Origin of the sequence: Serratia sp. FDAARGOS_506, assembly GCF_003812745.1 — a bacterium.
GTDB lineage: Bacteria > Pseudomonadota > Gammaproteobacteria > Enterobacterales > Enterobacteriaceae > Serratia.
Genome location: NZ_CP033831.1, coordinates 3,753,183 through 3,765,373, shown reverse-complemented (window position 1 = coordinate 3,765,373; position 12,191 = coordinate 3,753,183). Strand labels below are relative to the sequence as shown.

The 12,191-nt window shown below is 60.1% G+C and carries 11 protein-coding genes; 4 read left to right on the top strand and 7 right to left on the bottom strand.

All coding sequences use genetic code 11. The features are described 5' to 3' along the window. Window positions 1-9: 9 nt before the first annotated feature. The 3 genes from EGY12_RS18320 to EGY12_RS18310 form a co-directional block, all read right to left on the bottom strand. A complete protein-coding gene (locus EGY12_RS18320) occupies window positions 10-462 on the bottom strand; it encodes a MoaF N-terminal domain-containing protein (protein WP_253722852.1) in 453 nt (150 codons plus the stop codon). 310 nt (window positions 463-772) lie between these two features. Next, window positions 773-1,207, bottom strand: coding sequence for a glyoxalase (locus tag EGY12_RS18315; protein ID WP_123894890.1), 435 nt, complete (start codon window positions 1,205-1,207; stop codon window positions 773-775). A gap of 17 nt (window positions 1,208-1,224) precedes the next feature. Then, window positions 1,225-2,094 (bottom strand): helix-turn-helix domain-containing protein, encoded by an 870-nt coding sequence (locus tag EGY12_RS18310; protein ID WP_123894889.1) that lies wholly within the window; start codon window positions 2,092-2,094, stop codon window positions 1,225-1,227. Window positions 2,095-2,275: 181 nt separating this feature from the next. On the opposite strand from EGY12_RS18310, the gene EGY12_RS18305 reads away from it, so the two are divergent. After that, window positions 2,276-3,193 carry a DMT family transporter gene (locus EGY12_RS18305; protein ID WP_123894888.1) on the top strand — a complete coding sequence of 306 codons (918 nt, stop codon included), beginning with the start codon at window positions 2,276-2,278 and terminating at the stop codon, window positions 3,191-3,193. 54 nt (window positions 3,194-3,247) lie between these two features. Beyond that, complete coding sequence (locus tag EGY12_RS18300; RefSeq protein WP_123894887.1) at window positions 3,248-4,144, top strand: PhzF family phenazine biosynthesis protein; 897 nt, start codon at window positions 3,248-3,250, stop codon at window positions 4,142-4,144. Window positions 4,145-4,187: 43 nt separating this feature from the next. On the opposite strand, the gene EGY12_RS18295 is transcribed toward EGY12_RS18300, so the two are convergent. From EGY12_RS18295 to EGY12_RS18280, 4 genes are read right to left on the bottom strand one after another with little or no spacing between them, the layout of a single operon-like run. Continuing rightward, window positions 4,188-4,718 (bottom strand): imm11 family protein, encoded by a 531-nt coding sequence (locus tag EGY12_RS18295; protein ID WP_100395828.1) that lies wholly within the window; start codon window positions 4,716-4,718, stop codon window positions 4,188-4,190. 11 nt (window positions 4,719-4,729) lie between these two features. Further along, the gene (locus EGY12_RS18290; RefSeq protein ID WP_253722849.1) at window positions 4,730-5,485 is read right to left on the bottom strand and encodes a macro domain-containing protein; all 756 of its coding nucleotides are present in this window, start codon (window positions 5,483-5,485) and stop codon (window positions 4,730-4,732) included. Next, on the bottom strand, window positions 5,475-9,719 hold the full coding sequence (locus EGY12_RS18285) for an RHS repeat-associated core domain-containing protein (protein WP_172962934.1): 4,245 nt from the start codon (window positions 9,717-9,719) through the stop codon (window positions 5,475-5,477). The genes EGY12_RS18290 and EGY12_RS18285 overlap by 11 nt, the downstream gene beginning before the upstream one ends. A 31-nt stretch (window positions 9,720-9,750) precedes the next feature. Beyond that, window positions 9,751-10,182 (bottom strand): DcrB-related protein, encoded by a 432-nt coding sequence (locus tag EGY12_RS18280; RefSeq protein WP_123894886.1) that lies wholly within the window; start codon window positions 10,180-10,182, stop codon window positions 9,751-9,753. Window positions 10,183-10,416: 234 nt separating this feature from the next. Here EGY12_RS18280 and EGY12_RS18275 point away from each other — a divergent pair, with 234 nt between their 5' ends. Together EGY12_RS18275 and EGY12_RS18270 are read left to right on the top strand one after the other, a co-directional pair. Further along, complete coding sequence (locus tag EGY12_RS18275; protein ID WP_123894885.1) at window positions 10,417-11,418, top strand: alpha/beta fold hydrolase; 1,002 nt, start codon at window positions 10,417-10,419, stop codon at window positions 11,416-11,418. A gap of 69 nt (window positions 11,419-11,487) precedes the next feature. Beyond that, complete coding sequence (locus EGY12_RS18270) at window positions 11,488-12,153, top strand: dihydrofolate reductase family protein (protein WP_123894884.1); 666 nt, start codon at window positions 11,488-11,490, stop codon at window positions 12,151-12,153. The last annotated feature ends 38 nt before the right edge of the window (window positions 12,154-12,191 follow it).

Sequence of the window (12,191 nt, the reverse complement as noted above, 5' to 3'; positions counted from 1 at the left end):
AACTGCTCCTTATTTTCCTGAGTGACCTACGATTTTCAGCTGCCCTTTCAGATGGGTGAAGCTGCCGTCCTTGGCGGCGATGTTGGTGTACACCTCGCCGCGCTCAAAGTCCTCGATATGCGTCACGTTGTCGCCGGACTGAGGTTCGTGCCAATAGACCATATAGACCTTCGGCCGAATCTCCACTGCGGTGTATTGCACGGTGTCGGTGATGCCCTGCGACGCCTCGCCGATGCCGGTGAAGGTCATGGTCTTGTCATCGGTAAAATCCAGCTTGAAGGCGAAATCGCCGAAGGTCACCTGCACCACTTTACCGACCGCAATGAACTGCCCGTGTTTTTCCGTCATCGTTGCCACCTTACTGTTAGTCAGGGAGGGTTGCGCCGCCGTAGCGGCGGGCAATGCCAGGGGGAAAGTCAGGGCTATCGCCAGCGCGATGCCCGTTCGCTTCACTGTTTTCATCGTTCCTTCTCCTTTCCGTGGTTGAAAACGATAATCATTATTATTTCTTAACGATTGGCAGAAATATAAGAATAATCTCTATTCCTATCAGGCACCTGGCGGCAAAAAAAGACGGGGAAAAATCGCCGTAAAATGGCATGGTAATAGCGCGTTCTGGCCATTGGTTTTTACGCAATGAACGGAATTTCTGCTTCCAGGAAAGGAAACCACTCGGGGATTTGATGGGTCTATAGCGCAGACCGCTTTAAGCTAATGCGTATTTGTTCTTAAGCCGCCCACCGCCGGCAGGCGGCGGCGAACGGCGTGGCGTTTACCGCAGCCAGGGCGTATAGGTGACGCCGACCAGCAACCCTTCCGGGCTGAGCAAACGGGTAACGCTCTGCCCCCACGGCTCTTCGCGGTTGGCGACCAACAGCCGATAACCGCGATCGACCAGCCCCTGGGTGGCGGCCGCCATGTCGGCCACGTCGAACTCGATCCACGCCTGCGGCACCGCGAGATCCGCCGGCCAGCGATCGTCGCCAAAGCAGGACTGCGCCGCCTGCGCCAGCGGCCACAGGGCGAAATGCTTCACGCCGTCGAGCGCGCCTTGCTCCGACAGCAGATAGGTTTCGTTGCCTGGCATCGGTTTGAGCGGCAGCCCCAGCGCCTCGACATAAAACGCCTTGCTCTCGTCGCTCTCACGCGTGACGGGCCCGAATCCGGCGACAAACAACACGCCCAGCCCGGCAAATTGTTGACCCATGCCGCTCTCCCTTCCGGTTAGCGCCCCTGCCGCACCTGCAGCGGAGCAAATCCATAGGCCGCCTTGAAGCGGTTGCTGAAATGGCTGGCGGAGCTGAAGCCGCACGCCAGCGCGATCTCGGTGATCGGCTGTTGGCTGTGTCGCAGCAGCCGTTCCGCGCGTTGCAGCCGGGCGCGCATCACAAACTGGTGCGGCGCCAGCCCGGTGGCGTGCTTGAACATGCGGGCGAAATGGTATTCGCTCAACCCGGCCTGCGCCGCCAGATCCGCCAACAGCAAAGGCCGATCGAGGTGGTTTTCGATATAGTCCCGCACCCGCCTGGCCACCGCAGGCGCCAGGCCGCCGCGCGCCTGCGGCAGTTTCCACTGCAGCTGACTGTAACGCTGGATCAGATGCGACATCAGCAGGTTAGACGCGCTGCTGAGCGCCAGCAGATTGGCGCTGTCCCGCCAGTCGCAGTTGAGCAAAAACTGGCGATACAGCAGCGTGATCTGCGGATCTTCGCCGAAGCTGCGCGGCTCTACGTTGATCGCCGCCGGGCTGCGACCCCAGGTCTGCTCCGCCAGCTGCCGCAGATGCCCGTCGGTGCAATACAGGTGCACGAACGACAGATCGCTGCGCACGTCCCAGGTGGAGGCATATTGGCGCGGCATGATGCAGAACCGATCCGGCCCGCCGCCGTTACGCCAGCCGCCCGGCACCTGCTGATAGCACTCATAGCCGTCGGCGACGTACAGGCTCAGGGTATGGTGGTCGGCGCTTTCCTGCGTGACGCGATCGTTGCAGTTGGACCAGGCGGCCAGCTCCACGCCGGTGCCCAGTAGCACGCTGCCGTGCAGCCGCGCCTTATGTTCACGCAGTGTTTCAAACGCCTGATAGTTGGACATCGCCGGCCCCGTTGTTCGACATGCCGACAGTGTAAAGAGTGGCGCCGCCGCATACCAGCCGCCGCCCTGCGCTTTTGGCAAAAAAAGCGCAAGAATATGCAACTGGGCGCAAAGCGCTGCAAGCGCCAAAGCGCGCCAAAGCGGATACTGCGCCATCGGTTTTTTCGGAGTAACAAATAGAATGAATGCGCTGTTGTACCTCGCCGTGGTGCTGATTTGGGGCACCACCTGGATTGCGATCACTCTGCAACAGGAAGGGCCGGTGGCCATTCCCGTATCGATCGCTTACCGCTTCGCCATTTCCGCCGCGGTGATGTTCGCCGTGCTGCTGCTAACGCGCCGCCTGCGCCGCCTCGCTCCGCGCGATCATATGTTCTGCGTGCTGCAGGGCTGCTGCGTGTTCGGCTTCAACTTCTTCTGCTTCTACCACGCGGCCGCCTACATCAGCAGCGGGCTGGAATCGGTGATCTTCTCGATGGCGGTACTGTTCAACGCCCTCAACAGCCTGCTGTTTTTCCGCCAGCGCCCCAGCCCCAACCTGCTGCCGGCGGCGCTGCTGGGGTTGACCGGCATCGTGGCACTGTTTTGGCAAGATCTGGCCGCCACCCGCATGGCGCCGGAGCTGCTCAAAGGCATCGGCCTGAGCGCGCTCGGCACCTACGGCTTCTCTCTGGGCAACATGATCAGCACGCGCCATCAGCGCCGCGGGCTGGATATCTTTTCCACCAACACCTACGCCATGACCTACGGCGCGCTGTTGATGGCGCTGATCGCCTTGGCGCAGGGCGCCTCGTTCCAGATGGAATACAGCAGCCGCTATATCGGCTCCCTGCTGTACCTGGCAATTTTCGGATCGGTGATCGCCTTCGCCGCTTATTTCAGCCTGCTCGGCCGCATCGGCGCCGGCGCGGCGGCTTACAGCACCCTGTTGTTCCCGCTGGTGGGGCTGACCATCTCAACGATCTACGAAGGCTATCAGTGGCACTTCAACGCCGTGCTGGGCCTGTGCCTGATCCTGCTGGGCAACCTGGTGATGTTCGCCAAGCCAACGCTGAAATGGCGACGGGCGGGTATCTCAAAACAAAACTCAACCCTTTGAAGCCATTGGCGAATATCGTTATCATCAGGTTTTGTTGATAATGGATGATGGCCAATGCTCAGAAGTGATGATGTGACACCCCGCGCCTACAAACAGGTGGACGTGTTTACCCGCACGCCGCTGCAGGGCAACCCCGTGGCGGTGGTGCTGGAGGCCGAGGGGCTGAGCACCGCGCAAATGCTGGCATTGGCCCGTTGGACCAATCTTTCGGAAACCACCTTTGTGCTTAAACCGACGCACCCGGCGGCGGATTATAAAGTGCGCATTTTCACCACCGAAAAAGAGCTGCCCTTCGCCGGCCACCCGACGCTGGGCACCGCCCACGCCCTGCTGGAAGCCGGATTGGCACCCAAACGGCCTGGGACGGTGATGCAGGAATGCGGCGTCGGCCTGGTGGCGGTCAATATCCAGCCGGAAGGCACATTGGCGTTCGCCGCGCCCGACGTTGAGTTCCGCCCAATGGCGGCTGAGGAAACAGAACGGCTGATGGCCGCTTTACGGCCCGCTGTGATTGCAACAGGCACCCCGCCGGTGATTGCCGAGATGGGCATCCGCTGGCTGATGGTGCGCCTGCCTGATGCACAATCCTGCCTGGCGGTAACGCCGGATCAGGCCACGATTAAACAGCTGCAAACGGCGTGTGATGTGGATGGCGTGGTGATCTATGGCGCCTGCTCCGCAACCGAACCGGCCGATTACGAAATGCGCGCGTTTATGGTGGAATGCGGCGCCTTGATTGAAGATCCGGTGACCGGCAGCGCCAACGCCTGCCTGGCGCGCTTATTGAAGGCTAACCGCTTTCCCGACGGCGGCCAGACCGCACAGGGCTACCAGGTGCGCCAGGGCACCCAACTGAATCGAGATGGCCGCGTGAGCGTGCGCTTTATTGACGGCGAACCCTGGATCGGCGGGCACTGTCGCACCCTGATTAATGGCACATTGGGTATTTAGTTTTGGGGGTAAGAAGATAGTGAGCATCTTTTGGGAACGTCAATTAGCAACGCTCAAAGCCTATGTTTAGCTGTTCTTCATTACATAGGTCAACAAACTGCTGAGAGACAATTATTCTTTCACAATAGATGCTATCCCTAGCAATAAAGAACTCCCTGTCACACTTGTAAGCAGGCACATCAATGAGCTTGCTTCCATCCTCAAGTTCTCTGAACGTCGAGGCTTCCTCATCAATAATTGAAAAATAATTATTCACTTTACACAGAAACATCGTTTCAGTTACGTTTTCTACCGCGCACTCATAGAATGACATTTCAGAAGAAACCTTACGTTCAAATACAGCCTTAGCTCTTTTGGAAAAAATTTGAATTCCGAGACTGGCAGGAAAATAGTCATGCAAATTAAAAGTGTCACTACTCAAAACGCTTGGCATTTTCCCTTTTGGCAGTGAGTAGGATAGGAAATTACCATCACCTTCATTCCAAATAAAAAAGCTGGACAATCTTGATTTCGGATCGGGAAAACAAATCAAGTTATCGCCAAATGTAAAGCTACTGAAAGTATAGAAGTTCATGTCACTCTCATTCAACCTAATTTAACGATGTTGCATTTTATTTTCTTTCTTGCTAAGCGCTCTTTGATTAGGGAAAAAATAGCATCCCAATCACCACCTCCCAATCCTGCACCAATCATAGGCAATTGTATACTAAGCCTTTCTTTTAATGCATAATCAGAAACCAAACTTAGGCATTCTTTAAGTGCTTCATATGAAACATACTGAGCATTATCATCTTTACTTTTCTTTAGCCCATCCTGAGCCAACATATTTGCAACATATATCCGCTCATTTTCGTTCACACAGATGAATTGTACATTCCCGAGAAAAAAATCCTTTTTTTCAGAGAACCACTTTAAATATTCTTCCTTTACTGCTGGATATCGTTTTGAAAGAGGAACAACAAAGCCTTTTCCCCACTTACCCTTATTATTCACAATATGAATGATCATTTTAGATTTTGACAAAGGAATAGATGCATCACCATAACTAAAACTGACATAGTCATTCAAAACATCAGTGGTGATTGCTTTATCCCATTCACTTTCAAATTCAAGACTAGTTATCAACTTTGACTCAGAAAGATCAAGCTCACTTTTCTTACCATCATAAAGTAAAAAACCTATATCTTCGTGCCAATCTTCCAAAGATGAGGATGAATAATACAAATCATTTATTATAGTTATTTGTCTTGTTGCAACATCGCCATTAAACTCAGTATAGATCCTCCCTTCGCCAGAAATGAGCTCACATGCACCTTTATAGTAGCTTTTATCAATTTCCACAACTTTTTCCACTTTTAACTATACGTTTAGATATATCAAGGTTCCCCGTGCTTGCAACCCTGAATGTATTTGGTCTAGGTTCAGACACATCCAAACCAGTGACATCAATTTCTACATAATGTGTAATACTATTAATTTTCCTTGAGTCACCATATAAATTGTGAGCTACCTGCCCAAGTGATAACTTGCCTGTCCCTGCTGCTTCTTTGAGTGTTCGGCCACCAATTTTTTCTGGTTTTATATCTGTTAGGTATTGCCCGTCACCAAAACGAGCGTGAATTGGCCCAGATGATGCCCTAAGTTCACCGCTATCTAAAATCCCTTTTAATCCTTCTTCAGTGGTGTAGTGTATCAATGTTTGCACTGTCAACCCAAACGGATCCACCCACATCAGCGGGTTCGGCGCATACTGATAAAGGTTCAACCCGCCACGCAACCCTATCGGATCCTGCGTGGTGAAACGCCCCACCTCGGGTTCGTAGTAGCGGAACAGGTTGTAGTGCAGGCCGCTTTCGTCGTCCTGATATTGCCCGGCGTAGCGCAGCGGCTGCTGATATTGCGCGCCCTGCCGCTTCGCCGCGCCGGCCACCGTCTGGCCCTGCAGCTTGCCGAAGGTGTCGTATTGCCCGGACCAGCACAGGTTGCCCGCCGCGTCGGTCACTTCCAGCGGCGCGCTGTTCAGATCGGTGTGATACCAGTAAATATCTGCCGAGCAGCTGTCGCCCGCCTGCTCCAGCGCCGCCAGCGGGCTCCACGGGCTGGCCGGATCGTAGCTCCAGCTGCGGCGGCTGCCGTCGTCGCGCTGCTCCTGCAGCAACCGGTAACCCTGCCACAGGAAACGGGTCGTCTGTTCGGTTTTGCCCTTGTAGCGCACCGCCTTGCGGTTGCGGCGGCCCAGCGCATCGTAATGGTACTGCGCCTCGAATTCGCCCTGTGGGCCGCGGCCATGCGCCTGCACCAGCCGATTGTCGGCGTCGTAGCGGTAGTGCTGTTCGTACAGGCCGTTGCGCCGGCTGATCAGGTTGCCCCAGGCGTCGTAACGGTAAAACAGTTTTTGCCAGTGCGTCAGCCGGTTGTCGGCGATCGGCGCCAGCGGCAGGTGCGCGTCGATGTCGCTCTGCGGGCTGCGTTCGCCCAGCAGGTTATCCGCCAGATCGTACACCAGCCGCGCGCCCGGTTTGCCCTGATTGGGCTCGCGGTGTTGCAGCAGGCGGCCTTCGGCGTCGTAACCGTAGTGCACTTCGCCGCGCAGCGCGTCGCTCACCCCGGCCAGCTCGCCGCGGCCGGTATAGCGATAAGCGCGCCACAGCACGCCGTCTTCCGGCCGGGTCAGTTTATCGTGGCCGAAGGCGCTGCTCTGCCAGCTGCGGCGGCCCATGGCGTCGTAACGCCGCTGCTGCTGCAGTGCGCCCTGGCTGCGGCCGGTTTCCCGGTGCAGGCGATCGCGGGTGAATTCGCTTACCACCTGCTGGTTGAATTTAATGGCGCTGGCGTGGCCGGAGCCGTAATACAGCCACTGCAGGCGATCGCCCTGCGGCAGCGTCAGCGCCTGCAGGTTGGCCAGCGCATCCCACTGGTATTGCAGCTCACCGTTCACGCCCTGTTCGCCGAGCAGCCGCCCGGCGGCGTCATAGCGCATCTGCACGCTGTCCGGCTCGATGCCCAGCACCGCGCCGCTCGCCGTCGGCAGGCGGTTCAGCTCGCGCAGCCGCCCCATGGCGTCGAAGCGGTAATGCCATTCCGCGCTGGCGTTGCCGCGCCAGACCAGCTGCCCGGCCTCGTCGAAGCGGAAGCGCTGTTCGCGCTGCGTCAGCTCACCCGCGCTGCCGGGCAGGCCGACCTCGCGGTGCTCCTCCAGCAGCCCGGCTGCGCCGTAGCGATAATAGTGGCGAGTGTCGTCCGGGCGCTCTTCGGCCAGCACGCGGCCCACCGCATCGTAGCTGAAGCGGTATTCGCCGCCGTTGCCGTTCTCCAGCCGCGTCAGCCAGCCCTGCGGGCTGTAGTGATAGCGCCGGGTGCGGTTGATGCGGTCGGTGATGCTGACCGGCAGCCCCAGGGCGTTGTACTGCCAGTGGGTCAGGCTGCCCAGTGCGTCCTGATGTTCGGCCAGCTGGCCGTGCGCATTCCAGTTAAAGCGCTCTTCGCCGCCGTCCGGGTGGATCAGGGTATGCAGGCGCCCGCCGTTATCCCATAGGTAGCGCGTCTGGTGGCCTTCGGCATCGGTCTGCGCCGTCAGTTGCCCCAGCGCATCGTAGGTATAAGCCGTGACGCTGCCGGAACAGTCGGTGTAACGCGTCAGCTGGCCGCGGGCGTCCCACTCCAGCTTCACTTCCCCGCCCAGCGCGTCGATCACGCCGGCCGGCAGGCTCTCTTCGTCATCCGGATAGCGGTACAGCGTGGCGTTGCCCAGCGCATCGACATAGCGCGTCGGGCGCCCCAGCGTGTCCCAGTGCTGCGCTTCACTGCTGCCGTCCGGGTACGCGACGGCGAACAGCCGGCCGCTGTTGCGAGAATATTGATAGCGCGTCACGCGGCCGAGCGGATCGGTCTCCGACAGCAGGCGGCCGTAGGGATCCCATTCGCTCTGGCGCTGCGCGCCGCCGGGCAGCAGCACGCTGCACAGCTCGCCGCGTTGGTAGATAAAACCGTAGCGACGCTGGTCGAAATCGGTGTACTGCGCCACGTTGTCGTCGTCATCCAGCCGCCACTCCGCCCGCCTGCCGTCGCCGCGCACCGCGCTGCGGCACCCGCCGGCGAAGTCATAGCCGAACTCAAGGGATTCCCCGGCGCTGTTGCGGTAGGCCGTCACGCGCGGCACGCCGTCGATCTCTTGCCATTGGTATTCGTTCAGCAGCCCGGCGGCGTCCTGGTGGCTGATCATCAGGCCGTCGCGCCAGCCGAAGCGGCGTGTTACCTCACCGGCGCGGTTGCTCACCGTCGTCAGTTGGCCCTGCTCATCGTAGCCGTAGCGCGCCAGCGTCCGTTCGCCTTCGGCGGTTTGCAGCGCCACTTCGCGCAGGCGGCCCTGCGCATAGCGGCACATCAGGCGCTGCCCGGCGCTGTCCACCAGTTCGCTCAGCAACCCTTCGTCGTCGTAAAACAGCGAGGTGGCGTTGCCGATGGCGTCGGTGATCATGCTGAGCCGGCTCGGCTGGTCGCCCGCCAGCGGCGGGTAGTGGAAAATCTGTTCGCCGACGTCAAACAGCTGCCAGCTGCCGTCGTCGTTGTGCATCAGCCAGCATTTTTCGGCTTCGCAGTAGGTTTTGTGGCCGCGCGGCACCCTGGGGAAAGCGACGAAGTCGCCGGAAGGCGCGCGCCACACCAGGCCGTCCTGATACGGCTGCAGGCTGCTCTCCCAGAACAGGTTCCAGCCGCGGCCCAGTACGCCGTCGCCGGGGTTGCCGCTGCGCCAATAGCGCTGCCAGGCAACCGGCAGGCGCGATGGCAGCACGAAATCGAGATCGTCTTCGCCGTCGAGGAATTTCTGGCCGCTGACGATATCCACCGGCCGGGCGATAATGCCGACGGCGGCGGTCGCGGTCATCAGGGTGCCGGCGCGGCAGGCGATGCGCGCCAGTTTATTGATGCCGGGCAGCTTGCCCAGCAGTTTGCCCAGCGCCCCCAGCTTGCCGGCGGCGCCGCCCGCGCCGCCCACCAGACCGGCGAACAGCAGCGTCAGGTCAGAGACCTTGTACAACCAATCCGGCACTTCGGGCTTGATCGGCAAGGTGGTGACGGTGCCGCCCCCGATAAACACGTTGGGCGAGCCTTCCATCACCTGGGCGTCACAGTTGGTTTTGTCCCCCACGCGCGAGGCGGGCTGGCCGTTGATGCTGACCTTGTCGGAGCCCTGCGCCATCTGCATGCTCGGGCCGTCGTCGCTGCAGGCCACCTGGCTGTTGGTGGCGAGCGCGGCGGGTTTGCCGTTGATGAAGACGTTGGGGGAGCCGGTGACGATATTGCCTTTGGGGGTCAGGCTACCGGCACCGGCGTCGGCAATGCCGTCGCGTGCCGCGGTGGCCGCCTCCCCGGTGAGATACCCCACCGCTACGCTGGCGCCGATGAGCAGTACGCCGACGCCGACACAAGAAGCCGCCAGGCCGGCGACGAACAGCGCACCCGCCGCCAATGCGCCTGCGGCGGCGATCAGGCCGCCGACAATGGTGCCGGCAATCATGCCGGCCAGGGCATGGGAATGCCCGATGGTATCGCCGACGCGAGCCGCTTCGGTCATCGTAAGGTCCTTTTACGTGAAGAGTTCATCGTTATGCCACCCGGTAGCTGCTCAACACCTGCAACAGCAGCGCGTCGTCTTGCGGCGTCAGCTTGCGCGCCATCGCCAGGGTGAACACCAGCACCCGGCCCTCCGCCAGCGCGAACACCGCCTGGTTTTGCCAGATGCGTTTGCCGTCGCGCAGGTAGCTGGCGCGCACCCACTCGCCGGCGGTCAATCCATCGCCCAGCGTCGCAGGCTCGCGGCTTTTGAACGCCCAGCCTTTCAGCCCCTGCGCCAGCGCGTCGAGCTGGCGAGTGACGTAGCTTTCCAGGTTTTCCGCCGGTTGCAGCGCATCGCGGGAAATATTGATTGAGGGGGAAACATCATCGCCGGCCAACAGCACGTTGACGGTGCGATCGGCATAGCCTTCCGGCAAAGCGACGCTGCCTTCGCTGAAAGCGCAGCGGGATAAAGCGGACATGCGAGGATCCTTTTGCATAAATAATGCTTAAGCATCGCATAACTTAGCCTTGAAATAAAACCATCAGGCACCGCCAATGTTGCGCGGCGTGACCGCGTTCACTGTGTACAAGGCCGTGGCCGGAACCTTGCCCGGGATCGGGCCCTAACATTACAGAATTATCTGAAACCGCCGGCGCGCCGACGCCCTGATTATGGCTATACTCGGCTATCGCCCGTTTTTCAGGAGATCAGGATGCTGAGATTCACCCGTAGCGCGCTGCTGTGCGCCACGCTGGCCGCGTTCCCCGCCGCCGCCGAAACGCCGAAGTTCGGCCCGGAGCTGCAGGGTTTTCACTACCCTTATCCGTTGCAGCAGTTCAGTTTCACCTCGCAGGGGCAGCCGTTAAAAATGGGCTATATGGACGTGCCGCCGGAAGGCGCCGCCAACGGCCGCACCGCGCTGCTGCTGCACGGTAAGAACTTCTGCGCCGCCACCTGGCAGGACACCATCAAGGCGCTAAGCAAGGCCGGCTACCGCGTGATCGCACCGGATCAAATCGGCTTTTGCTCTTCCACCAAACCGGCACATTACCAGTACAGCTTCCAGCAGTTGGCGCAAAACACCCACGGCCTGCTGCATAACCTGAAAATCAGCCGGGCCATCGTCATCGGCCATTCCACCGGCGGTATGCTGGCCACGCGCTACAGCCTGATGTATCCGCAGGCAGTGGAGCAATTGGTCATGGTCAACCCGATCGGCCTCGAAGACTGGAAGGCGAAAGGCGTGCCGTGGCGCAGCGTCGATCAATGGTTCGAGCGCGAGCTGAACACCACCGCCGACGGCATCCGCAACTATGAGCAGCGCACCTACTACGGCGGCCGCTGGAAGCCGGAGTACGATCGCTGGGTGGATATGCTGGCCGGGCTGAACAACGGGCCGGGCCATCGCCTGGTGGCGTGGAACTCGGCGCTGATCTACGACATGATCTTCACCCAGCCGGTTTACTACGAGTTCAAGGATCTGCAAACCCCCACCACGCTGATGATCGGCACCGCCGACACCACCGCCATCGGCAGCGATATCGCCCCGCCGGCGGTCAAGGCCAGGATCGGCCAATACGCGGAGCTGGGCAAACAGGCGGCGAAGCTGATCCCGCACGCCACGCTGATCGAGTTCGCCGGGCTGGGCCATGCGCCACAAATGGAGGAACCGGAGCGTTTCCATCAGGCGCTGCTCAAAGCGCTGCAGCCCTGAGCGGCCGGTTGGCGCAGCCGCCGCGCGGCGGCTAAACTTTCAGCTGGCACTCAATTGCAGGAGACAGCCATGCGACAGATTATTGCCAGCGCCTTCGTCAGCCTCGACGGCGTGATGCAGGCGCCTGGCCTGCCGGACGAAGATCGCGCCGGCGGCTTTCGCTTCGGGGGCTGGACAGCCCCCTACTGGGATGACGCCATTGCGGACACGATGGGCGATCTTTTCTCCGCACCGTTCGACCTACTGCTGGGGCGGCGCACCTACGACATTTTCGCCGGTTACTGGCCGCATATCACTACCGACACCGCTTCCGATCTGTTCGACGAATTTGCCGCCGGCATCGCCCGCTCGTTCAATCAGGCGGTCAAGTACGTCGCCACCCACCACGGCGAGACGCTGAGCTGGCAAAACAGCCAGTGGCTGGGGCAGGACATCATCGCCCGGCTGCGCGAGCTGAAGCGCACCCAGGGGCCGGTGCTGCTGGTGCAGGGCAGCAGCACGCTGATGCAACAGCTGCTGGCCAACGATCTGGTGGACGAACTGCGCCTGCTCACCTACCCGGTGCTGCTCGGCGGCGGCAAGCGGCTGTTCGATGAAAACGCGGCACCGGCGGCCTTCACGCTGGCCCAATCGGTGGTCTCGCCCGGCGGCGTGATCGTAGCCCACTACCGCCGCGCCGGCGCGGTGACGACCGGCTCCTTCGTGGCGGAAAGCGCGGCGGCGGCCCAGGCGTAAAAAAGGGCCGTTCGGCCCTTTTCTCTTTCCCCTTCATC